Annotated in this window: 30 protein-coding genes; all 30 read right to left on the bottom strand. The window is 57.1% G+C overall.

The window, feature by feature from the left end; all coding sequences use genetic code 11:
- Positions 1-5: 5 nt before the first annotated feature.
- The 30 genes from DHN10_RS13465 to DHN10_RS13320 all read right to left on the bottom strand — a co-directional run bounded on the left by DHN10_RS13465 (position 6) and on the right by DHN10_RS13320 (position 22,725).
- The gene (locus tag DHN10_RS13465; RefSeq protein WP_108815867.1) at positions 6-1,547 is read right to left on the bottom strand and encodes an NADH-quinone oxidoreductase subunit M; all 1,542 of its coding nucleotides are present in this window, start codon (positions 1,545-1,547) and stop codon (positions 6-8) included.
- Positions 1,547-3,685, bottom strand: coding sequence for an NADH-quinone oxidoreductase subunit L (gene nuoL / locus DHN10_RS13460; protein ID WP_108815866.1), 2,139 nt, complete (start codon positions 3,683-3,685; stop codon positions 1,547-1,549). Before nuoL ends, DHN10_RS13465 begins: the two co-directional genes overlap by 1 nt.
- A 4-nt stretch (positions 3,686-3,689) precedes the next feature.
- Entirely contained in the window at positions 3,690-3,995 is a 306-nt protein-coding gene (gene nuoK / locus DHN10_RS13455; protein ID WP_008235370.1) for an NADH-quinone oxidoreductase subunit NuoK, read from the bottom strand.
- Between the two features lie 51 nt (positions 3,996-4,046).
- Positions 4,047-4,484, bottom strand: coding sequence for a hypothetical protein (locus tag DHN10_RS13450; RefSeq protein ID WP_234417129.1), 438 nt, complete (start codon positions 4,482-4,484; stop codon positions 4,047-4,049).
- 35 nt (positions 4,485-4,519) lie between these two features.
- Complete coding sequence (locus DHN10_RS13445; protein ID WP_108815864.1) at positions 4,520-5,125, bottom strand: NADH-quinone oxidoreductase subunit J; 606 nt, start codon at positions 5,123-5,125, stop codon at positions 4,520-4,522.
- The gene (locus DHN10_RS13440) at positions 5,122-5,520 is read right to left on the bottom strand and encodes a carboxymuconolactone decarboxylase family protein (RefSeq protein ID WP_108815863.1); all 399 of its coding nucleotides are present in this window, start codon (positions 5,518-5,520) and stop codon (positions 5,122-5,124) included. The genes DHN10_RS13445 and DHN10_RS13440 overlap by 4 nt, the downstream gene beginning before the upstream one ends.
- Positions 5,517-6,011 (bottom strand): NADH-quinone oxidoreductase subunit NuoI, encoded by a 495-nt coding sequence (gene nuoI / locus DHN10_RS13435; protein WP_108815862.1) that lies wholly within the window; start codon positions 6,009-6,011, stop codon positions 5,517-5,519. The genes DHN10_RS13440 and nuoI overlap by 4 nt, the downstream gene beginning before the upstream one ends.
- Positions 6,012-6,308: a hypothetical protein gene (locus tag DHN10_RS13430; RefSeq protein WP_108815861.1), complete on the bottom strand. Its 297-nt coding sequence runs from the start codon at positions 6,306-6,308 to the stop codon at positions 6,012-6,014. It lies immediately after the preceding gene.
- A complete protein-coding gene (gene nuoH, locus DHN10_RS13425; protein WP_108815860.1) occupies positions 6,308-7,348 on the bottom strand; it encodes an NADH-quinone oxidoreductase subunit NuoH in 1,041 nt (346 codons plus the stop codon). The genes DHN10_RS13430 and nuoH overlap by 1 nt, the downstream gene beginning before the upstream one ends.
- A gap of 11 nt (positions 7,349-7,359) precedes the next feature.
- Positions 7,360-9,381 carry an NADH-quinone oxidoreductase subunit NuoG gene (gene nuoG / locus DHN10_RS13420; protein WP_108815859.1) on the bottom strand — a complete coding sequence of 674 codons (2,022 nt, stop codon included), beginning with the start codon at positions 9,379-9,381 and terminating at the stop codon, positions 7,360-7,362.
- A 137-nt stretch (positions 9,382-9,518) separates the two neighbouring features.
- A complete protein-coding gene (locus DHN10_RS13415) occupies positions 9,519-9,923 on the bottom strand; it encodes a DUF5333 domain-containing protein (protein ID WP_108815858.1) in 405 nt (134 codons plus the stop codon).
- Positions 9,924-10,027: 104 nt separating this feature from the next.
- A complete protein-coding gene (locus DHN10_RS13410; protein WP_159087000.1) occupies positions 10,028-10,471 on the bottom strand; it encodes a DUF3291 domain-containing protein in 444 nt (147 codons plus the stop codon).
- A 73-nt stretch (positions 10,472-10,544) separates the two neighbouring features.
- Positions 10,545-10,949, bottom strand: a complete 405-nt coding sequence (locus DHN10_RS13405; protein WP_108815856.1) for a hypothetical protein — start codon at positions 10,947-10,949, stop codon at positions 10,545-10,547.
- 117 nt (positions 10,950-11,066) lie between these two features.
- A complete protein-coding gene (locus DHN10_RS13400) occupies positions 11,067-11,300 on the bottom strand; it encodes a hypothetical protein (RefSeq protein WP_108815855.1) in 234 nt (77 codons plus the stop codon).
- A gap of 9 nt (positions 11,301-11,309) precedes the next feature.
- Positions 11,310-11,714 (bottom strand): hypothetical protein, encoded by a 405-nt coding sequence (locus tag DHN10_RS13395; RefSeq protein ID WP_108815854.1) that lies wholly within the window; start codon positions 11,712-11,714, stop codon positions 11,310-11,312.
- Complete coding sequence (gene nuoF / locus DHN10_RS13390; RefSeq protein ID WP_108815853.1) at positions 11,711-12,997, bottom strand: NADH-quinone oxidoreductase subunit NuoF; 1,287 nt, start codon at positions 12,995-12,997, stop codon at positions 11,711-11,713. Before nuoF ends, DHN10_RS13395 begins: the two co-directional genes overlap by 4 nt.
- Positions 12,997-13,227, bottom strand: coding sequence for a DUF5337 domain-containing protein (locus DHN10_RS13385; RefSeq protein ID WP_108815852.1), 231 nt, complete (start codon positions 13,225-13,227; stop codon positions 12,997-12,999). The genes nuoF and DHN10_RS13385 overlap by 1 nt, the downstream gene beginning before the upstream one ends.
- 15 nt (positions 13,228-13,242) lie before the next feature.
- On the bottom strand, positions 13,243-13,905 hold the full coding sequence (locus DHN10_RS13380) for an NADH:ubiquinone oxidoreductase (RefSeq protein ID WP_108815851.1): 663 nt from the start codon (positions 13,903-13,905) through the stop codon (positions 13,243-13,245).
- Positions 13,906-14,092: 187 nt separating this feature from the next.
- Positions 14,093-15,163 (bottom strand): NADH-quinone oxidoreductase subunit NuoE, encoded by a 1,071-nt coding sequence (gene nuoE, locus DHN10_RS13375; RefSeq protein WP_108815850.1) that lies wholly within the window; start codon positions 15,161-15,163, stop codon positions 14,093-14,095.
- A 120-nt stretch (positions 15,164-15,283) separates the two neighbouring features.
- Positions 15,284-15,592, bottom strand: coding sequence for a hypothetical protein (locus tag DHN10_RS13370; RefSeq protein WP_108815849.1), 309 nt, complete (start codon positions 15,590-15,592; stop codon positions 15,284-15,286).
- Between the two features lie 43 nt (positions 15,593-15,635).
- Entirely contained in the window at positions 15,636-15,842 is a 207-nt protein-coding gene (locus DHN10_RS13365; protein ID WP_108815848.1) for a hypothetical protein, read from the bottom strand.
- Positions 15,839-17,077 carry an NADH-quinone oxidoreductase subunit D gene (locus DHN10_RS13360; protein ID WP_108815847.1) on the bottom strand — a complete coding sequence of 413 codons (1,239 nt, stop codon included), beginning with the start codon at positions 17,075-17,077 and terminating at the stop codon, positions 15,839-15,841. The genes DHN10_RS13365 and DHN10_RS13360 overlap by 4 nt, the downstream gene beginning before the upstream one ends.
- Before the next feature lie 4 nt (positions 17,078-17,081).
- On the bottom strand, positions 17,082-17,975 hold the full coding sequence (locus DHN10_RS13355) for a sulfotransferase (RefSeq protein WP_108815846.1): 894 nt from the start codon (positions 17,973-17,975) through the stop codon (positions 17,082-17,084).
- Positions 17,976-18,023: 48 nt separating this feature from the next.
- Positions 18,024-18,458, bottom strand: coding sequence for a GFA family protein (locus DHN10_RS13350; RefSeq protein ID WP_108815845.1), 435 nt, complete (start codon positions 18,456-18,458; stop codon positions 18,024-18,026).
- The gene (locus DHN10_RS13345; RefSeq protein ID WP_108815844.1) at positions 18,458-19,069 is read right to left on the bottom strand and encodes an NADH-quinone oxidoreductase subunit C; all 612 of its coding nucleotides are present in this window, start codon (positions 19,067-19,069) and stop codon (positions 18,458-18,460) included. The genes DHN10_RS13350 and DHN10_RS13345 overlap by 1 nt, the downstream gene beginning before the upstream one ends.
- Positions 19,066-19,596 carry a NuoB/complex I 20 kDa subunit family protein gene (locus DHN10_RS13340; RefSeq protein ID WP_055293137.1) on the bottom strand — a complete coding sequence of 177 codons (531 nt, stop codon included), beginning with the start codon at positions 19,594-19,596 and terminating at the stop codon, positions 19,066-19,068. Before DHN10_RS13340 ends, DHN10_RS13345 begins: the two co-directional genes overlap by 4 nt.
- Complete coding sequence (locus DHN10_RS13335) at positions 19,587-19,952, bottom strand: NADH-quinone oxidoreductase subunit A (RefSeq protein ID WP_108815842.1); 366 nt, start codon at positions 19,950-19,952, stop codon at positions 19,587-19,589. Before DHN10_RS13335 ends, DHN10_RS13340 begins: the two co-directional genes overlap by 10 nt.
- 121 nt (positions 19,953-20,073) lie before the next feature.
- Positions 20,074-21,015 carry a hypothetical protein gene (locus DHN10_RS13330; RefSeq protein WP_108815841.1) on the bottom strand — a complete coding sequence of 314 codons (942 nt, stop codon included), beginning with the start codon at positions 21,013-21,015 and terminating at the stop codon, positions 20,074-20,076.
- 82 nt (positions 21,016-21,097) lie between these two features.
- Positions 21,098-21,868 carry a crotonase/enoyl-CoA hydratase family protein gene (locus DHN10_RS13325; RefSeq protein ID WP_108815840.1) on the bottom strand — a complete coding sequence of 257 codons (771 nt, stop codon included), beginning with the start codon at positions 21,866-21,868 and terminating at the stop codon, positions 21,098-21,100.
- Positions 21,865-22,725: a hydroxymethylglutaryl-CoA lyase gene (locus DHN10_RS13320; protein ID WP_108815839.1), complete on the bottom strand. Its 861-nt coding sequence runs from the start codon at positions 22,723-22,725 to the stop codon at positions 21,865-21,867. The genes DHN10_RS13325 and DHN10_RS13320 overlap by 4 nt, the downstream gene beginning before the upstream one ends.
- Position 22,726: the final 1 nt, after the last annotated feature.

Raw genomic sequence — 22,726 nt, 5'->3', positions numbered from 1 at the left:
TTTCCTTAATTCGAAGCAAACTGCGTGGCGGCCTCAAAGGTCGCCAACGCCGTTTCATAGTTGCCGACCAATGCGTTCACACTTGGGCCGATAATGTCGAGGACAAGGGCGGGATAGGCGCCCAACAGCAGGGTCATCGCAACCAATGGCGCAAAGATCACCCGCTCGCGCGTGCCCATGTCTGTAATCGTTTTCAGGCTTTCCTTGATCAGGTCGCCGAACACAACCCGGCGGTAAAGCCACAGTGCATAGGCCGCCGACAGGATCACACCGGAGGTCGCGAAGACGGCGATCCATGTGTTCACCTGGAAAATGCCCATCAGCACCAAGAATTCACCGACAAAGCCCGATGTTCCCGGCAGGCCGACGTTCGCCATCGTGAAGAACATGAAGATCAGCGCATAGGCGGGCATCCGGTTCACGAGGCCGCCATAAGCGTCAATCTCGCGTGTGTGCATCCGGTCGTAGATCACGCCGACACACAGGAACAAAGCACCAGAGATAAAGCCGTGGCTGATCATCTGGAAAATCGCACCGTCAATGCCTTGCTGGTTCACCGCAAAGATACCCATCGTGACATAGCCCATGTGGGCCACGGAGGAATAAGCAATCAGCTTTTTCATATCTTCCTGCACCAACGCGACCAACGACGTATAGACAATCGCGATAGCAGATAGCGTCAGCACCAACGGCCCCATAACCTCGGACCCGACAGGGAACATCGGCAAGCTGAAGCGCAGAAAGCCATAGCCGCCCATTTTGAGCAGGATCGCCGCCAGCACCACGGACCCAGCCGTTGGCGCTTGGACGTGGGCGTCAGGCAACCACGTGTGGACCGGCCACATCGGCATTTTGACGGCAAAGCTGGCGAAGAATGCAAGCCACAGGAGCGTCTGCATTCCACCGATGATTTGCACACCGAGGATGCTGAAGTTTTCAGTCTTGAAAGTGAAGTTCATCAATGTCGGGATGTCCGTTGTGCCGGCGGCAGAAAACATCGCGACCATCGCCACCAGCATCAGGACAGAACCTAGGAAGGTGTAAAGGAAGAACTTGAAGGACGCGTAAATCCGGTTCTTGCCGCCCCAGATGCCGATGATCAGGAACATCGGGATCAGACCGGCCTCGAAGAACAGGTAGAACAGCACCAGATCAAGGGCAAGGAAGACGCCCAACATCAGTGTTTCAAGGATCAGGAACGCGATCATGTATTCCTTCACCCGCGTTTTCACATCCCAGCAGGACGCGATCACCAGTGGCATCAGGAAAGTGGTCAGCATCACAAAGAGGATCGAAATGCCATCGACGCCCATCTTGTACTGCAAACCCAACAACCAATCGCGGGTTTCCACCATCTGGAAACCGGTGTCGGCAGGGTTGAAATTCGTCAGGATAAACAGCGAACAGATGAAGGTCACAATGGTCGTGACCAGCGCCACCCATTTGGCATTGCGTTGTGCCGCCTCATCATCGCCGCGCAGGAAAAGCGCTAGAATGACAGCGCCCAACAAAGGCAGGAACGTGGTGAGTGAGAGAATATTGCCCATTAGTTCGCTCCCCCAAACAGCGTCATCCAGGTAAGTAGAACCGCGATGCCAATGACCATCGCGAAGACATAGCTAAAGATGTAGCCCGACTGCGCACGGCCAGCGAGCCGTGTCAGGAAGGGCACGATGCCCATGGCCAGGCCGTTGATGCCGCCGTCGATTGTTTTGGTATCCCCCTGCTTCCACAGGATGCGGCCCAAGGCGAATGCCGGGCGCACGATCAAGAAATCGTAGATCTCGTCAAAGTACCATTTGTTCAGCAGGAACTGGTACAGCGGCGCTTGCTGTTCGGCCAGTTTTGCGGGCCACTCGGGGCGACGAATATACATCTGATATGCCAAAGCAAAACCAGCGAGCATCGCCACGAATGGCGACAGTTTGACCCAGACAGGGACTTCATGGGCGTCATTCAGCACATGATTGTCAGGGCTGTTGTGAATAGCCCCCTCGCCCGGTGCGCCAACAAGGTTGTAGTGAGCTTTGCCGTGGCCGCCCTCTTGCTTGCCGTGATCACCTGCGTCAGCGTGATCATCGCCGTGGCTGTCCTCGGCCGCGTGATCATCGCCATGGGACGCTTCCGCGTAAGGCACACCAAAGAACTTGCCGACCTTATCGTTGGACCCAAAGAACGACCCGTACCAGACCATGCCCGAGAGAACCGCCCCAACAGCAAGAATGTAGAGCGGGACCAGCATTGAATTTGGCGCTTCATGCGCGTGCTCATGCGTGTGGGCGTCGCCGCGTGGGGTGCCGTAGAAGGTCAGGAACATCAGGCGCCAGCTGTAGAAACTGGTCATGAGCGCGGCAATCACCAGCATCCAGAAGGCGTAGCCGCCAGCGGTGCCTGCATAGGCGCTCTCGATGATGGCGTCTTTTGATACAAAGCCCGCGAAACCAATCGGGAAACCGATATAAAGCAGCGGGATGCCGACGCCTGTGATGGCGAGCGTACCGATCATCATCATCCAGAACGTCTTGGGGATCTTATGGCGCAACCCGCCATAGTTCCGCATGTCCTGCTCGTGATGCATCGCGTGAATGACGGACCCGGCCCCAAGGAACAACATCGCCTTAAAGAACGCGTGTGTCAGAAGGTGGAACATCGCGACCGAATAAACACCAAGGCCCGCAGCCACGAACATATAGCCCAGCTGCGAACAGGTAGAATATGCAATGACGCGCTTGATATCGTTCTGGACCAGACCAACGGTGGCGGCAAAGAACGCGGTAGTCGCGCCGAGGAAGACGATGAAATTCGTGGTTGCCTCGGCATATTCCATCAACGGCGACATGCGGCAGACAAGGAAAACGCCGGCTGTGACCATGGTTGCCGCGTGGATCAGCGCCGACACAGGTGTTGGGCCTTCCATCGCGTCGGGCAACCATGTGTGCAGGAAAAGCTGCGCCGATTTACCCATTGCACCGATAAACAGCAGGAAGGCGATCAGGTTCAAGGTGTTCCACTCGCGCCATGCGAAAGTCATCGTGTGATCCTGCAGGTCAGGGATCGCGGCAAAGATATCCTCAAAGCGGATGCTATCGGTCACGTAATAAAGCGCAAAAATACCCAGCGCGAAACCAAAGTCACCGACGCGGTTGACGACAAACGCCTTGATCGCGGCAGCCCCAGCGCTTGGTTTGCGGTAGTAGAAACCGATCAACAGGTAGGACGCGACGCCCACGCCTTCCCAGCCAAAGAACATTTGTACAAGGTTGTCGGCTGTCACCAGCATCAGCATCGCGAAGGTAAAGAACGACAGATATGCAAAGAAGCGCGGGCGATAGCTTTCGCCTTCTTTGAAGTTCTCGTCATGGGCCATGTAACCGAAGGAATACAGGTGGACGAGCGCGGACACGGTGTTGATCACAATCAGCATGATCGCGGTCAGACGGTCCATGCGAATGGCCCAATCAGTGGACAGCGTGCCGCTTTCGATCCAGCGCAGGATGTTGACGGTGTATGTGCCGTTGGGATGGGCAGACGGATCAAGCGTCAGGAACACAACCCAAGACAGGATCGCAGCCAGGAAAAGAAGGCTCGTCGCGGTCCATTGGGCCGCGGTTTCACCGATCAGTTTCCAGCCAAATCCGCAAAGGATGGCACCCACCAGCGGGGCAAAAAGGATGATGGTTTCCATTGAATTAGCCCTTCATCACGTTGACGTCTTCAACGTCGATGGTCCCGCGGTTGCGGAAGAAACAAACAAGGATCGCAAGGCCAATCGCGGCCTCGGCGGCAGCGACCGTCAGCACAAACAGGGTAAACACCTGCCCCACCAGATCACCCAGATAGCTGGAGAAGGCGACAAGGTTGATGTTCACCGCCAGCAGCATCAATTCGATGCTCATCAGCAGGATGATCACGTTTTTACGGTTCAGGAACAGCCCGAAAATGCCGATCACAAACAGCGCGGCGGCCACCGTGAGATAATGTTCAAGTCCGATCATTCATTCGTCCCTCTGGGGCTTTGGCCCCGGTCTTTGTTCGTTCGCCCGCCGTTACCCGGCCAGCATAAATTCCGTCTTCTCACCACGCAGCTCTGGATAAGCAGCACCACAGGCGCAGTTTTCCGTCGCAAGCGTCGCGATTTCCACATCACGGGCGATATTGTTCAGGTCCGCCGCGATCCGCTCAAACGTGGCAAAGACGCGCGCACCCGATTGGTGGCGTTCCAGCACGGCGAGCGCGTCATCGGTACGGTCAAAGGCATTGCGACGGCCCATGTTCTCTTCCGCGGCAAGCAAGCTCAGCGTCTGACCCGTGGCGCATTCAGCCAGAACAAACGCCGTTGCGGTGCCTTCCTGGCTCCACCAATCGCGCCACATCACACGGCCCTCGCCCAGATCAACATGATCGGCCTGACCGCCATGGCTGATGTGGGTCGTGCGGGTGCAATCGGCGAGGGTCAGGGCGCTGGCCTGTCCCGCGATCAGCATCGCAACGGTTGATATGATGGCGAGGTTGCGCAAGTTTACAGCCCCTGCCCCGGTTTCACGTCCTTGAGTTCCATTGCCTTGGCTGGGTCACGGTACATCTGCGCCAGCACGTTCTGGCGCTTGATGTCGACGCGGTGGCGCAGCGTCAGCACAATCGCCCCGATCATAGCGACCAGCAGGATCAGACCCGCCAGTTGGAACAGCAGAATGTATTTGTCATAGATCAGCAAACCCAGCGCGCGGGTGTTTTCCAGTTCACCAGCAGGGGCCGCGATCCGGCCTTCAACACCGTCCGAGTAGCCCCAGACGCCAAGGGCCAACGCCAGTTGCATCAAGATCACCACGCCAATCAGCAGCGCCAAGGGCAGATATTTCGTCATTTCCGCCTTCAACTCGGCAAAATCCACGTCCAGCATCATGACCACAAAGAGGAACAGCACCGCAACGGCGCCCACGTAGACGATGATCAGCAGCATCGCGACGAATTCCGCGCCCAAGGTCACGAACAACCCGGCTGACGACAGAAACGCAAGGATTAGCCAAAGCACCGAATGCACCGGGTTACGGCTGACAACGGTCATCAGGCCACCCGCAACGGTCGTCACGGCAAAAAGGTAAAATGTGAACGCGAAAACACTCATGCGTTGTCGTCCTTTTCTAAGACTTCGGTGGCCAGTTCCATCGCTTTGGTCATGGCCGGGACGCCTGCGAACATGCCCATCTGGGCAATCGCTTCGGCGATTTCTTGTTTCGTGGCCCCTGCTTCCACCAAATGGCGGACGGTCAGCCTGATCTGCGCCTCGGCCTGCGCACCCAACACGGTAAGACCCGCAAGGGTCAGATACAGGCGCGTTTTGGCATCAAGGCCGTCTGGATTGGCCCCTTTGCCAAAGAACATCTCCATCGTCTCGGCGGGCATCGTGGGCCACAGGTTTTCAAACCCTTTGGGTGTGAAGGCATCCATATCGACATTCATCGATTTGGCCCAATCCTGGGACATCTTCATCATCGCTTCAAAGGGGTTCTGATCACTCATCTGTAAGGCGCGTCCAGTTCGAGGTTGCGCGCAATTTCAGATTCCCAGCGGTCACCGTTTTCCAACAGTTTTTCCTTGTCGTAGTACAGTTCTTCGCGCGTTTCGGTGCTGAATTCGAAATTCGGACCTTCGACGATGGCATCAACGGGGCAGGCCTCTTGGCAGAAACCGCAATAGATGCATTTGGTCATGTCGATGTCATAGCGGGTCGTGCGGCGCGACCCATCATCGCGTGGTTCCGCGTCGATGGTGATAGCTTGGGCCGGGCAGACAGCCTCGCACAGCTTACAGGCAATGCAGCGTTCTTCGCCGTTGGGATAACGGCGCAGGGCGTGTTCGCCACGGAAACGCGGGGAAAGCGGCCCCTTTTCATGCGGGTAGTTCAGCGTGGCCTTCGGAGAGAAGAAATACTTCAACCCTAGACGAAAGCCTTGCCAGACGTCCTGCAAAAGGAAGTATTTCGCGGCGCGGTTATAGTCGATTTGGGTCATTCAAGATGCTCCCGAATTTAAGTCAGTGGTTTGACGGGCGGACGCAACAAGGCTCTTCATTCGAATCAGATCAATGACCCAAATCACGGTGAGTGCTAAAGAAACCGCCAGCACAACAAAAAATGTGATTTGAGATGGAGCAGCAAGCCAAATCGCGAACGCGAATATGATTGAACCGCTCATGACAATCGCAGAGCCACCCCGTTTTATATAGAGGTTGTACAATCCTAATTGCCCTGTGAGCAAGGTAAGGAAATACGCAAGCCAAAGCTTTGGATGAGCGGCTGTATCGCGCATTACGCCCCCACTGCCCAGCGGGCCCAAAAGCCCCCCAGAACCTCATATTTCGCCAGAAACGACACCAACACCACCCAAGCCAATGACATCGGCAAGAACACTTTCCAGCCGATCCGCATCAGCTGGTCATAGCGGTAGCGCGGCGTGATCGCCTTGACCATCGAGAAGACAAAGAAGCAGGCGGCCATCTTGAGGATCATCCACAGGATGCCGTCTGGCAGGCCCGGAATGGGCGACAGCCAGCCACCGAAGAACAACAGCGAGATCAGCGCGCACATCAGCACCACGGCCATCAATTCGCCAATCATGAACAGCAGGAACGGGGTGGATGAATATTCAACCTGATAGCCCGCAACCAGTTCTGATTCTGCCTCGGGCAGATCGAACGGTGGGCGGTTGGTTTCCGCCAAGGCGCTGACGAAGAACAGGAACAGCATCGGGAAATGCGCGACCCAATACCAGTTGAACAAGCCCGCGTTGCCATCTTGCGCGGCCACAATCGCCCCAAAATTCATTGATCCGGTCGAGATAATCACACCGATGATGATCAACCCGATAGAGACTTCATAAGAAATCATCTGCGCGGCAGACCGCAGCGAGCCAAGGAATGGGTATTTAGAGTTCGACGCCCAACCACCCATGATCACGCCGTAAACTTCGAGAGAGCCAACGGCCAAGATAAACAGGATCGCCACGTTGATATCCGACAGCACCCAGCCATCGTTGAACGGGATCACCGACCACGAGATCACCGCCAAGACAAAGGCAATCATCGGAGCGAGAAAGAAGACAGCTTTGTCCGCGCCAGCGGGCACAACGATTTCTTTGACGATGTATTTCAGGAAATCAGCAAAGCTTTGCAACAGGCCGAACGCACCAACAATATTGGGCCCTTTGCGCATCTGCACGGCGGCCCAGATCTTGCGGTCAGCGTACATCAGGAACGCCAACGCCACCAGCAGCGGGATCAGCACCAGTAAACACTGCCCAAGGATCAGCAGAACGATGCCAAGGTTGGTGTTGGTAAAGAATTCAACCATTGTCGTCGTCCTTATTCCGCAGCCAGTGGCGCGGATTTACGTGCCTTTGCGTTCGCGCTGAGTTCAGCCATCAGGCTGGAGGCGCGTGCGATGGGGTTCGTCAGGTAGAAATCAGTGACCGCGTTGCGGAAATCAGCCTTGCCCGGTTTCTTGACGGGCAGCGGCTGCCATGCGTTCTCGGCCACCTCATCGATGCGGCCCAGATGCTGGTGTGCCGCAACCAGTGCCTGACGCAGCTGCGCCATGCTGTCAAACGGCAGCGTCGCATCCAGTTCGGCCGAGAGCGCCCGCAGGATCGCCCAGTTTTCCTTGGCCTCACCCGGAGGGAAGCTGGCGCGCAGCGCCAATTGCGGGCGGCCTTCGGTGTTCACGAACAGCCCGTTTTCTTCGGTATAGGCCGCAGCTGGCAGGATGATATCGGCGCGATGCGCGCCCCGGTCACCATGGCTGCCTTGGTAGATGACAAAAGCACCTTTAGCGACGTCAACTTCGTCCGCCCCAAGGTTATAGACGACCTCTGCCCCGTCCAAAGCGGCCTCAAGCCCGCCTGTCGTCACAGCACCCACATCCATCGCACCAACGCGACCAGCGGCAGTATGCAGCACCAACAGTTTGGAATTGCCAAGCTCTGCAACCTTCATGGCCAAAGCAAGAACGGCTTCGCCATCAGCCTCATTCAAGGCACCTTGGCCAACCACGACAATACCGGGCGTCTCTGCACCATCGGACAAGCCTTTGTCATCGACCAGATTTGCAAGCGCTGTCCGGTCGGTCCCGAGGTGGTAGTAGTCAAACGTCAAATCAACAGCTTCGCCCAGCAGGGCAACATCAGCGCCGTTACTCCAGGCGCGTCTGACACGCGAATTCAATACCGGCGCTTCGGTGCGTAGGTTTGTTCCAATCAGCAGGATGCGTTTGGCATCATCGATATCTTCGATGGAGGCAGTGCCAACGTAGGCTGAGCGATTGCCAATCGGCAGTTTCGCCCCATCGGTACGGCATTCGACGTTGCCGCCCTGCCCTTCGATCAGTTGTTTGAGGGCAAATGCCGCCTCTACCGGGGCCAGATCACCGACCAAACCGGCAACCTTCTTGCCCTTCATCGCAACCGCCGCAGCCGAGAGCGCTTCGGGCCAGCTTGCTTTGCGCAGCTTGCCGTTCTCGCGAATGTAAGGCGTATCTAGGCGCTGCTTGCGCAGACCGTCCCACACAAAACGTGTCTTGTCGGAAATCCATTCCTCATTCACGCCGTCATGGTTACGCGGCAAAAAGCGCATGACTTCGCGGCCTTTGGTATCAACACGGATGTTGGCGCCAAGGGCGTCCATCACATCGATTGATTCTGTCTTGGTCAGTTCCCAAGGGCGGGCGGTAAATGCATAGGGTTTGGACACCAGCGCGCCAACGGGACACAAATCAATGATGTTGCCCTGCATATTCGAATCGAGCGTTTCACCCAGATAGCTGGTGATTTCCGCATCTTCGCCGCGGCCCGTTTGGCCCATCTGGTGAATGCCCGCGACCTCTGTGGTGAAGCGCACGCAGCGGGTGCAGGAAATACAGCGGGTCATATGGGTTTCGACCAACGGGCCTAGGTCCAAATCATCGGTCGCGCGCTTAGGCTCGCGGAAGCGGCTGAAATCGACGCCGTATGCCATTGCCTGATCCTGCAAATCACACTCGCCACCCTGATCGCAGATAGGGCAATCAAGCGGGTGGTTGATCAGCAGGAATTCCATCACGCCTTCGCGGGCCTTCTTGACCATGGACGAATTGGTTTTGACAACGGGGGGCTGACCTTCGGGACCGGGGCGCAGATCACGGACCTGCATCGCACAAGAGGCGGCAGGTTTCGGCGGGCCGCCCACGACTTCAACCAGACACATGCGGCAGTTGCCAGCGATGGTAAGCCGTTCGTGATAGCAAAAACGCGGGATTTCGACACCCGCCTCTTCACAGGCCTGTATAAGGGTCATGGCCCCGTCAACTTCGACCTCATTTCCATCAATGACGACTTTGCGTAGATCAGACATGGCGTGCCTTATTTATTCCCGGTGACGCCTGTTGCCACAAAGGGTCAGGCGCGTCGCACCGGGTTTAGCGCGGCTGGGGCCATGATGCCAGTCAGATTGAGAAAAAAGTCAGCGAAATACGCGCTAATCGACGGGCTTTAGCGCAGCAACCAACCGACGCGGGTGTTCGCTTCGATTTGTTGGCGGCCAGCAGCACAATAGGTGGCCTCATTGCCCTCCACGACGCCAAGGCGCTCCAGTTGCGCGCGAGCTAACGCTTCCAGTCGATCTTTTTCAGCATTATCATCGATGTAGGCGTCAATCTCCGCATCAGAATACCCCAACTGGCGGGCATGGTTTTTCAGCGATTGCAGAAAACTGAGCCCTCGGAACAGCCGCGCAGAAAGATCGCCGCATTGCTCGGATAACTCATAAGCCATGCCGACATGCACAATCCCGTCCCTGACACGGGTGACATCCCTTAGCTCTGTTTGCGCAGAGGCATAGCCCGCGCCCATCACGGTCGCCGCCATCAGGGCTGTCGATATCAGAAATCTTTTCATTTGCTCATTCTCCTGCCTCGGCCAGTTCAGATGCTGCCGGTTGCAGATCAGACATTGCGATTTCGCACGCGATATTCAATATCAGCGCAATGTCATCGGTGTGTTTATGCCGGTTCGGCCAATGCAAGGGCCTTTAAGCGTTTGGCAGAGAACAGATTTTCGAGTTCACCGCCGGACTGCAACATGTGCCACTTGGCCATGCCTTCTGCCACGGTTGGCTGCGTGCCCTCGGGCACCCACCAACAAACCAGATAACCGCTGTCGTCGGGTGCGAACCAATCGGGCGCCCCTTTCATGATCCGGGAATGGAATGTCTTGGCCACAAACTGGTAAAGGGCCGCAAGTTTTTCCCAGACCGACAAGGTGGAGGCGGTGTTTGGCCGATCGGCCAATGGGCCGTGCGGGTCTTCCTGCACTGCCTCCATCACATCGTCCGGCATACGCCAAACGAAGCCAGGGCTGCGCGCACCAAGGGCATTGACCTGTTCAACTGCGTTTTTGGAATCCGGTACTCCGCGGATCACCCCAACGATAGCGCAACGTGCCAAAGTTGAATTCGGCAAGATGCATCGTTTCCATCCGATCTCCGCCCACCGGCGGTCGCTCAGCGCGAGGTGTCCCTTAGATGAGCATCAAACCCAGCGCTGAATTCGAGCTCTGCTCGACGCTCATCGCTCGGCAGAATTCGGCGTCGTCGTCAATATCGATGTTATGCTTGCGCTCGAACCCGACCGAATAGGGTATGAGCCAACCGAAATCACGTTCCAGCCCTACAAACATCGCATCAATCTGGGCCATAGAATAACCTGCGTTGATCATCTCAACGAGAGCATCCTCTGTTTGCCGCTCCACCATTTCTTCATCAACGGTCAGATCCTCACAGATGAAATCTGCTTCGAATGCCAATGCCGTATTTGCGGAAAGGTCTTTGAGCGTTGCAGGTGTGTCGCGCGGGGCAATCGCCGGGGCACAACCGGCAGCCACTACAAGGGCCAAAATGGCCGGTCCAACAAATTTACGCGACATAAAATATCCACTTTCAATGATCTATGTGAGCCTCGGAGCCACAGCAACTTGACCGTCTTTCGGCCCAGATTCGTCGCCACCTTACAACCTAGAGTGTTGCACGCAAGCGCCGAATGGCTACCGTCTTCGCTGCCGCGTGGGGGCCACACCGGCCAGACCTTTACGCAGGAAGGCGACCGTCAAGATCAACCCAACCACGCCAATCGCAGCTGCTGCCCCATAGGCCCACGTCGGCGCAAGGCCCGCCCTGACAGCCACGACCGTAAACCAGGCAGGCACGCCGCAGATTGCAGACGTGACAAGGGCCGCGCCAAAGCTCGCGGCCCCATCCAAAACATTGCGAAACGCCATTACTGGCGCTTAGGCCGGGATCAGCAAGGCGCTGATCGCAGAGCCTTCCAGCGTTTCCGCATCCCCTGCCGCACACAGATCATCTGACCCAAGCACAACATCATGCTTGGCCTGAAAACTGCGCTGTGCGACGTCTGTTTCCAGATCAATCGCGCGCCGCAGGCTGTTGGCCGACAGCGAACCGCGCCCAACCTCGTTGCGTGCTTCGTTCATTTGCGCATCCAGCGCGCTGTCATAGCTGTAGCGGGCGCAGCCCTGTGCCACCTGGCTGGCCAGATTCTGGCTGGCGTAATACATCGGCGTCGACAGAGTGAAGAGCTTTTGCACCGACGGATCGTCAAACGACCGTCCGCCACCGGTTGCACATGCGGCCAAGGTCAAAGCCGCGCCAAACATCAATCCCAGTTTTTTCATTCTGCTGCTATCCCCGCCATGCGTTTGTCTTTGATGCGGTCCTCGATCTCGTCCCGGAAATTCTTGATCAACCCCTGGATCGGCCAAGCCGCCGCATCGCCCAATGCGCAAATCGTATGTCCTTCGACCTGCTTTGTCACGTCGAGCAGCATATCGATTTCTTCGACAGATGCATTGCCTTCGACCAAACGTGCCATAACGCGCATCATCCAGCCGGTGCCTTCACGGCAAGGCGTGCATTGGCCGCAGCTTTCGTGCTTGTAGAATTTAGACAGACGCCAGATCGCTTTGATCATATCGGTGGAGTTATCCATGACGATCACCGCAGCCGTGCCAAGGGAAGACCCTTTTTCCTTCAGCGCGTCAAAATCCATCACCGCATCGCGCATGTTTTCGCCGCGCACACAAGGCACGGATGATCCACCGGGGATCACCGCCTTGAGGTTATCCCAGCCGCCGCGAATACCGCCGCAGTGCTTTTCAATCAGCTCTTCAAAGGAAATCGACATTTCCTCTTCGACGACACATGGGTTGTTCACATGGCCCGAGATCGCAAACAGCTTTGTGCCTGCGTTATTCGGACGGCCCATGCCCGCAAACCAGTCGCCACCACGGCGTAGAATGGTCGGTACAACAGCAATGGATTCCACGTTGTTCACCGTTGTTGGGCACCCATAAAGGCCCGCACCCGCAGGGAAAGGCGGCTTCATGCGCGGCATACCCTTTTTGCCTTCAAGGCTTTCCAGCAGTGCGGTTTCTTCGCCGCAAATATAGGCGCCAGCGCCGTGGGTCAGGTAGATATCGAAAGGCCAGCCGGATTTGGCGGCATTCGGACCAACGAGGCCCGCCTCATAGCATTCATCAATCGCCGCCTGCAGCGCCTCTTTCTCGCGGATGTATTCGCCGCGAATGTAGATGTAGCAGGCATTGGCGTTCATCGCGAAAGACGCGATCAGGCATCCTTCGATCAGCGTATGCGGATCGTGGCGCATGATCTCGCGGTCTTTGCATGTACCGGGTTCAGATTCGTCAGCGTTAACGACCAGATACGCCGGACGCCCATCGCTTTCCTTAGGCATGAACGACCACTTAAGGCCCGTTGGAAAACCGGCCCCGCCCCGGCCACGCAGGCCAGAGGCCTTCATTTCGTTGATGATCCAGTCCCGGCCCTTTTTGATGATGCCTGCTGTGCCATCCCAATGGCCTCGCGCCTGCGCGCCTTTCAGCGTGCGGTCATGCATCCCGTAAAGGTTGGTGAAAATCCGGTTCTCATCTTTGAGCATTACTCATCGCCCTTCTCATCCTGACGCGCACGCCAGAGCCTAAATGTCTGCCACAGGGCAAACCCGAAACCGGCGAGCGCTGCAAGGTCAAAAAACGCCCTTGTCCGCATTGACCAGCCGTATTCCGCCCCGATCATTGTCACCAGAACCCAGAAAACACCAACCCCGGCCATGAACAACGCGACGCGTTGTCCTGCCCGGGCTTCGTTTGTTTGTCCATGCTGGGCCATCGTGGGTGCCCTGTTCTAGTAAACGCCGCCCTTGTCGACCTTCTTGGAAAACTCGGTTTTGCCACCTGCGGCAAGTGTTTTTGCCTGCGAAACCCATTCGTCACGAGACGCACGGCCTTTGAAGCCCGCAAGGTTGTCATCCATCCAGGATTGCTCCTTGGGGCCCCAGCTTGCGATCTGGTCAAAGTGGTAGATGCCCATACCGTGCAGGGTTTTTTCCAGTTTGGGGCCAACACCTTTGATCTGTTTGAGATCGTCCGGGCCACCCTCGCGCGCTTCGCTCAGGAATTCAGGTGTGCCATCAGCAGAAGCCGCAGCTGCGGGTGCTGGTTCCGGCTTGGGCGCTGGTGCAGCTGCGGCTTTTGGCGCAGGTGCAGGTTCTGCCTTTGGCGCCGGTGCAGCTTCAGCTTTAGGCGCAGCGGCAACCGGTGCTGCTGCTGCGGCCGCCGGTGCAGGCGCTGGTTTTGGCGCTTCAGCAGGCTTTGGCGCAGGAGCGGCCTGAGGTTCACGTCGGCCAAGGAGCAATACAATCGCAACGATAATGGCGACGATCAGGCCGATAAAGAATGATCCAAAGAAGCCATATCCAAAAAGAAAATAGGCCACCCCTAAGGCGATAACGCCGAAAAGGGCGGCAACGGCCAGAATACCCGAACTGATTGGTGCTGTATCTTTCATCGCAATTTTTCTCCCTCATGTAGCCGATTTTCCGGCCTTGCAGACGTCGGACGACATGCCTTTGCACATCGCCCCAGAAGTATATCCCAGATACCTCTACCCGAAACACAGGCAATGGGTAAAGAAATACTGGCCCGGTGGCTGGTCGCGCCCCGAGATTCCCGCAAAAGCCGTGAAATTCAGCAAATTAGGAGGCTTTGGCCAGCGCCGTCGCCTGCCCGATCCAATCGTCGCGTTCGATACGGCCCTTGAACTTCAGGCGGCTATCGACCCAAGCGATTTCATCGGTGGTCCATTTGGCGATCTGATCAAAGTGATAGAACCCAAGATCATTCAGCACGCCTTCCAGCTTGGGGCCAACACCGCTGATCTTCTTAAGATCATCCGCCCCACCGGCCCGTGCTGTCTTGAGCGTTTCAGGCTGGCTTTCGGTTGCTGCAGCAGGTGCCGTTTCGGCGGCAGGTTTCGCCTTTGGCTTGGCGGCGGCAGGTTTTTTTGCTGCCGGTTTGGCTTTTGCAGGCGTCTTGGACTTCGGCTTGGTCGCTGCACTATCTTTGACCCAAGGGGCAAGGAACGGCACTTCGGTGCCATCGATACGCTTGACCGTATCACCAATGTCTGCCGCCAACTGCGCGCTGGCGTTATATTTGGTTTTGCCGCTGTCATAGTCGCGCAGGCTGGTCAGCCCTTTGAGCGGTTCGGCGGCAAAGCGGCCGTTCTGCGGGCCCGGTGTCGGGACGCGGCCCGCGGCCAGTTCGTCGATAATCTCGCTCAGACGTTCGGTGGTGAGGTCTTCGTAATAGTCCTTGCCAATCTGTGCCATCGGCGCGTTGGCACAGGACCCAAGGCATTCGACCTCTTCCCATGAAAACTTGCCATCAGCCGACAATGCGTGCGGCTTGTCCGCAATCTTGTCCTTGCAGACACCGATCAGATCCTCTGCCCCGCAGATCATGCACGACAACGTGCCGCAGACCTGAATATGAGCCACAGCGCCCACGGGCTGCAGTTGGAACATGAAATAGAACGACGCCACTTCAAGCGCACGGATGTATGCCAGATCAAGCATCGCAGCCACATATTCAATTGCCGGGCGTGTCAGCCAGCCTTCTTGTTCCTGTGCACGCCACAGGATCGGGATAATCGCCGAGGCCTGACGGCCCTCGGGGAATTTCTTCATCTGGGCCTGCGCCCATTTGAGATTATCAGGCGTGAAAGCAAAGGTTTCTGGCTGGTCGTGATAAAGGCGGCGTAGCATTACATTATTCCGGTTAACATCATAGCAGTGGTGGACAGCGCGAAAACAGCGGCAGGGATCACCCCAATGGGATTGGGGCCATCACTAACACAAGCACAAGGTCGGGCAAGCCCAATGTCATTATGCGCAGGCTCCGGTTGTGACGCGGAAGGACCGCCCGTCGGCTGCAATCTCACCAAGCCCTTCGGCACGTAGCTCTGTCATGATCCGTGCAAGGTCTTCGACCGAAAGGGTCGCCCCGGCAAGGATCGCAGGCGAAGTTGCTTCGTTCACAACACAGCCGTTGGCCTCTGCTGCGGCTACAAAACGGGCCTTGGCAGAGTTGGGCGTCACAGGGGCAGCGACATCTGGCGTTGGGGCAGAAACAGGCACCGCTGTGGCACAGGCGGTGAGGGCAAGAATGGGTAGGATTGTTGCTGCGCGGATCATTGGGTCGGTCTCCTCAAAGCTATCTATTCATGTGCATTCGCACTTAGTTTGACGTCTCGTTGACCATATCGGGGGCCGTCGGAAACAACTGTTCCATCCCGTAAAACAGCATCGCAACTGACACTGCCAGACCGGCAACACCCCCAATGATGATCCCTGTCATGCCGCGCCGAAACAGCCGCGAAACAGCCGCCGAGACGAAAAAACCCGTCACGATCAGCAGTCCCAGCAGGATATCACCCATGGTCATCTGTCGATCTCACCAAACACAACATCCATCGTGCCGATGATCGCACTCACGTCAGCCAGCTGGTGGCCTTTGCAAATGTAATCCATCGCCTGCAGGTGAAGAAAGCCCGGCGCACGGATCTTAGCGCGATACGGCTGGTTTGTGCCGTCGGCGACCAGATAAACGCCGAATTCGCCCTTGGGGGCCTCAACCGCAGCATAAACTTCGCCTTCGGGCACGTGGAACCCTTCGGTGTAGAGTTTAAAGTGGTGGATCAGCGCCTCCATCGAGGTTTTCATTTCACCCCGTGTCGGGGGGGCCATCTTGCCCCGCGCCATCACATCACCCTTTTCATGGCGCAGTTTTTCGCAGGCCTGACGGATGATGTGGACAGACTGACGCATCTCTTCCATGCGGCAGAGATAGCGGTCATAGCAGTCGCCGTTTTTGCCCACTGGGATCTGAAATTCAAACTCGTCGTAGCATTCATAAGGCTGCGCGCGGCGCAGATCCCAGGCAAGGCCCGACCCGCGGACCATAACGCCAGAGAAGCTCCAATCCTGAATGTCTTCCTCGGTTACGATGCCAATATCCGCATTGCGCTGTTTGAAAATGCGGTTTTCCGTCAGCAGCCCATCAATGTCTGCCAGCACCGTGGGGAATTCAACGGCCCATGTATCGATATCCTCGATCAGTTCATCCGGCAGGTCCTGATGCACACCACCGGGGCGGAAATATGCGGCGTGCAGGCGCGCGCCACAGGCACGTTCATAGAACACCATCAGCTTTTCACGTTCTTCAAACCCCCAAAGCGGTGGTGTCAGCGCGCCGACGTCCATTGCTTGGGTTGTGACGTTCAGCAGGTGGTTCAGCACGCGGCCAATCTCGGAATACAGAACCCGGATCAGCGACGCGCGGCGCGGCACTTGCGTGCCTGTCAGCTTTTCAATGGCCAGACACCAGGCGTGTTCCTGATTCATCGGGGCCACATAATCCAGCCGGTCAAAATACGGCAAGTTTTGCAGATAGGTGCGCGATTCCATCAGCTTTTCAGTACCGCGATGCAGCAAACCGATGTGGGGGTCGCAGCGTTCGACAATCTCTCCGTCCAGCTCTAGCACCAGACGCAAAACACCGTGGGCTGCAGGGTGTTGCGGTCCAAAGTTGATGTTGAAATTTCTGATCTGCTGCTCATCAGTGGCCGCATCAGATGATCCATCATCGTAAGTGTTCACACGGATATCGCCGTCCATCATGGCTTTAGGCCCTCGCTCGGTTGTCTAGCCACCGTTGTGGCAGGGGGCCGACATTGCGGGCCACCCAGTCGTAGTGTTCGTTCAGCAGGCCCAGCGCACGGGGCCGCAGTTTATCCAGCATCACCACCTCTGGCCCGGTATGGACCCGATCTGGCAAAGCAGGTGTTATCGCCTCAATATCAAGGAAGCTGCAAAGTTGCGAGAGCCCATGTGGGGTCTGCAGGTCTTCTGTGAACAAAATTTGCAACCGATCTTCGGGGATCACCCGGCGCAGCTTGCGGATGATCTTGGGATAATCGCCCCGTTCCAGAATATGCCGCTCATCACCCCGGTTGAGGATGCGGTAAAGGATGTTGTTCGATTTCTTCTCATAGACTTCATGTGCCTGGCGCTGACGGCGGGCCTGCATGCGGATGTGCGACCACAGACGGTCCAGCGGGTCGCGAATCAGAAAGTTGAATTTGGTTGCGGGGGTGAGGTCGCACATCCGCATTAGCACTTCATCTGGCAAGGTTGCGTAATTGGGCGTCATATCCGCAACCAGACTTGCACCTTCGCGGTCCTGCAAAAGCCAGTTGGCATAGCGGGTATCATCCGCGCGGTCCCCGTCCAGCACTGCAATCAGGCGCTTCATCTCGCCAATGCGGCGGGTCATATTGTCGACCTTCCAGCCCTTCCCTGCGTCTGCGGCACCATCCTTGGCCGCGCGCAATTCGTTCAGACGGACACGGTAGGCAGCCACCTGTTTGTCGCGGGTATCAGCATCAAAGGTGTCCCAATAATGTGCCTCTTTCACCGCAGGCAGCATGCAATCGGGGTGATCATGCAGATAGCGATAAAGCCACGATGTGCCCGCTTTGGTGGCCCCGACGCCAAAAAGGATGGAAGTGTCAGTCATTGACCGATGCGGTATTGAAACAGATCAACGCGAGATCGACGCGTGTGATCACGTCGCACCGCCATCCGGCGCATATTTCGCAAAAACCTCAGCCTCGGTCATATCCTCGGTCTGATTGGCCAGCGCATAGCAGCCCGGTTTGCGATCCGTGAATATCTGGGTGGCGAGGGTAAATTGCGACGGATCTTCAAATGCGTGGACCGCGACACTTTGATGCGTGCCGTCTTGCATTTGCCAAACCAAAGATGAACCACATGCCTTGCAAAAAATACGTTCGCCCCATGCGCTGCCCTTGTACGACCCGAGCGGTGCGCCTGCGTCAAACACAACTGAATTGCCGCAGTAGACGTTCACGAACATCCCGCCCGACCATTTGTTGCACTGGCCACAATGGCAGACGCCCGCGTCAGAGGATGTCGGCGTGGCGGTGAAGGTGCTTGCCCCGCAAAGGCAGGCGCCTTTCAGGGGAAGCACAGCGGTCATCAGCCCTTCGCCTCTTCCTTCTTTTCATCTCCCGGCAGGATGTATTCGGCACCCTCCCATGGCGACATAAAGTCGAACTGACGGTATTCCTGCACAAGGCTGACGGGTTCATAGACAACGCGCTTTTGCACCTCGTCATAACGGACCTCGGTATAGCCTGTGGTCGGAAAATCTTTGCGCAGCGGATGCCCGCGGAACCCATAGTCAGTCAGGATGCGGCGCAAGTCCGGATGGCCGGAAAACAGAATGCCGAACATATCGAACACTTCACGCTCAAACCAATTGGCAGAAGGATGCACGGACATGATGGACGGCATCATATCCTCTTCGCGGATCTGCACCCGCAAACGAATGCGCTGGTTCTGATACATCGACAAAAAGTGGTAGACGACATCAAAGCGTTTCGCCCGGCTGGGGTAGTCTACAGCAGTGATATCTATCAGCGACGAAAACTTGCAGGTCGCGTCATTCTTGAGAAATTCAACAAAGCTGACAAGCGATGATGGGGCAACATTCACTGTCAGCTCATCATGGGTGACGTCCCAGGAAAGCACACAATCGGTGCGCTTGAGTTCAAGATGGGTGCCAAGTTCTTGCAGGGCTTCGGTCATCTCACAATTGTCCCTGTCCGGCGCATTTTGCGTTGCAGTTGAAGGATACCGTACAACAGCGCCTCTGCCGTTGGCGGGCAGCCGGGTACATAGATGTCCACCGGCACGATACGGTCACAGCCGCGCACGACCGAATAGCTGTAGTGGTAATATCCACCACCATTCGCACAGGACCCCATAGAGATCACATAACGCGGCTCTGGCATCTGGTCATAAACCTTGCGCAGCGCGGGGGCCATTTTGTTGGTCAGCGTGCCCGCCACAATCATCAGGTCAGATTGACGTGGGGATGCGCGCGGTGCCGTGCCAAACCGTTCAAGATCATAGCGGGGCATAGAGGTGTGCATCATCTCAACCGCGCAGCAGGCCAGACCAAAGGTCATCCAGTGCAAGCTGCCGGTGCGCGCCCAGTTGATGATGTCAGCGGTTGAGGTCACAAGGAAACCCTTGTCCTGCAGCTCTGAATTGATCAGCTGCGCGCCGTGCTCTTTGTCGGCGCCCACTGCTGTTCCTGTCATCACTCCCATTCCAGTGCCCCCTTCTTCCACTCATAGGCAAAGCCGATCGTCAGCACCGCCAGAAAGACCATCATTGACCAAAAGCCCACCATGCTGATGTCGGCAAAGGCCACCGCCCATGGAAACAGAAACGCCACTTCCAGATCAAAGATGATGAACAGGATCGCCACCAGATAAAAGCGCACGTCAAACTTCATACGTGCATCATCAAATGCGTTAAAGCCGCACTCATAAGCGGATACTTTTTCCGGATCGGGGTTGCGCACGGCCACAACCGCCGCCGCCAAGATCAGGATCAGGCCAAGCGCGATCGCCAGTCCCAGAAAAATCATGATCGGCAGATATTCTGTCAGCATTTCCTGCACAGGGGCTTTCCTTTCGTCTCGGCACCGGAAACCGATGCGCGAAGTTGGCTGCGGCATGCATATCCCCGCTACCCGAGGGGGTCAACCAAACGCGAAGGCTCTGATCAGGATTTTGAGGAGGTTATTTGGCGCGATCAACGACAGGCGTCTGCGGTGACAACAGCGTGCCCGCCACCGACAAAAGTGACACACCATGGGCCAGACCATTTGCGCGTGCCTCCTGCCCGATGATGACGTCTGTCGTCTCGGTCAGATTGTCCGCCTGCTGATCGGTCAACCAGAACATCGCATGCATCCCAAGAGTGAAATCACCGGGCATGTCAGACACCGCGATCTGGCATCCACCATCCACAGCGGTAAACCGTTGCGACGTCACCGTGACTGAACCGTTTTGCAAAACCATCATCACATCATGGTGCTCTGGCGTGCTTTCAAGCACCTTGGCAACCAATTTGACGATCAGCGGATGATCGGGCTGCTCAGGATCGCTGTGATGCGGTGCGACGACCGCTACATCAAAGAAACCATCCTCATCCGCCTGCCCGGTCAGTACGCGGCCGCGCCGTGTCTGCGGTTGCATGGCACATTGGCGATGGGCAACGGTGGGTGAGCAAGGCACAAACAATGTTGTCTTGAGACGCAACCGTAGCGCCGGGCCCGCATAGACCAGCGCATTTAGCCCAATCTGCAGGATCGCCATCACCACACCCGTCAGCGCCACAGCAAACACAATCAGGATCACAAGTGCTGCCGACGCATGCTCGGCCGGTGCCCATTGGGCGACGGCCTTGATCCACGGCACAGAAATCACAAGAAAAGAGACCGAAAGCGAAAGGCTGATCGTCTCAAGCGTTACATTGGGGAACAATGCGATGTGGCCCACAACTAGCACGGCCATGGCCACCGCAGCCAATGTCGCACGATCCGCAGGCAGCGAGATCGGATCAATCGAAGCCGCCACAAACAAAACAATCACGGGCACCATCACCGCCAAGGCTACCAAACGGCGCAGGCGCGCAACGCGATACATCATTTCATCTGCTGTAGGCCATTCAAAGGGCATAACGGGTCTCCTGTCCAACCCTGAGATGACCCGGCAATTCCGTCAGAACTAAGACAGCAATCTGTCAATAAACCCGTAATACCTATTCCCAACGGGGCTTGCGGCGGTCAAAAAAGGCAGAAATGCCTTCTTTTGCCTCGTCGCCGTCCCATTGCGCGATCAGCGCATCAATCGAATGGCGCACGGTCGATTCGTCGATGGTGGGGCCCAGACTGCGGGCAAAGGCTTTGGCCGCGGCAACAGCGCCGGGCGCGCAGGTCAGATAGGGTGCAACCTCAGCTTCAACGGCCGCATCCAACGCCTCGGCGGGGACCGCCTTGGCGACAATGCCCAGCGTCGCGGCCTCAGCTGCATCAAAGACCCGCGACGACATGAACACCCGCCGCGCGGCAGCTTCGCCCATGCGCGCAAGCACGTAAGGGCCGATCGTTGCCGGGATCAGGCCCAGTTTGGTTTCGGTTAGCCCAAACTTGGCGTGATCCGCCGCAATCGCGATATCGCAAACGCAGGCCATACCCACGCCACCGCCCAGCGCATTACCCTGCACCCGGCCAATCACAGGCTGCGGCAAAGTGTTCAGCGCGCCCAGCATCCCGGCAATCGACTGTGCTGCGGCGCGTTTCATCTGCGCATCCCCCGCCATCTGATCCTGCATCCAACCCAGATCACCACCTGCACAGAACGATTTGCCCTGCCCCATTAGAACAACAACGCGAATGCTCCGGTCCGCCGCAATCCGGGTTGCCGCGTCACGCAGGGCATCAATCAGCGCCTGCGACAAAGCATTGTGTTTCTCAGGTCGGGCCAGCGCCAGCGTGGCGACGCCCCGGTCATCCACAGTCAAATCAATCATCGCATTCCCCTTGCCATCTCTGCGGCTTGTGCAATCACATCGCGGTCCACGCCGGTTTCAAAGCCGCGGCGCGCCATCAGGTCCAGAACCGCCTCAGTCGCTACATTCCCCGGCGCACCGGGGGCATAGGGACACCCACCAAGCCCCCCCACCGCGCTGTCAAAAATGCGCAACCCGTGATCAAGAGCGACCGCGATATTCGCCAATGCTTGCCCGCCGGTATCATGAAAATGACCGGCCAGTTCCGCCACGGGAATTTCAGCCGCCACCGCCTCTAACATGGCAGCAACACGCGCAGGCGTGCCCTTACCAATCGTATCACCCAAAGAGATTTGCATCGGTGCTACGTTTCGCAAACGGGCCGCAGCGCGGGCCACCTGATCGGGGGCAATCGGCCCGTCAAAAGGGCAATCGGTGACACAAGACACATAACCGCGCACTGGCACGCCCGCCTCCTGTGCCGCTGCAACAACTGGCGTCAGGCGCGCCACGGATTCCGCCACCGAACAATTCAGATTGCTCTGCGAAAACCCTTCAGAGGCTGAGATAAACACCGCCACCTCATAGCGCACATCAGGCTGGCGGGCAGCGACAAATCCTTCCCAGCCACGCATATTGGGCACCAACACACCAAAAGAGACACCGGGCGCCGGGGCCATACCCGCCAAAACGGCCTCAGTATCGGCCATCTGCGGCACCCATTTGGGGCTGACAAAACTGCCTACCTCGATGTCGCACAAGCCAGACCGCGCCAGAAAATCAATCAACGCCACCTTACGATCAACCGAGATCACGCCGGGTTCATTCTGCAACCCATCACGCGGACCAACCTCATAGATGCGCACAGCCTCCGCCATC

This window comes from Loktanella sp. Alg231-35 (assembly GCF_900143545.1).
GTDB lineage: Bacteria > Pseudomonadota > Alphaproteobacteria > Rhodobacterales > Rhodobacteraceae > Yoonia.
The sequence above is the reverse complement of the archived record's forward strand: the minus strand, read 5'-3'. Positions and strand labels throughout refer to the sequence as shown.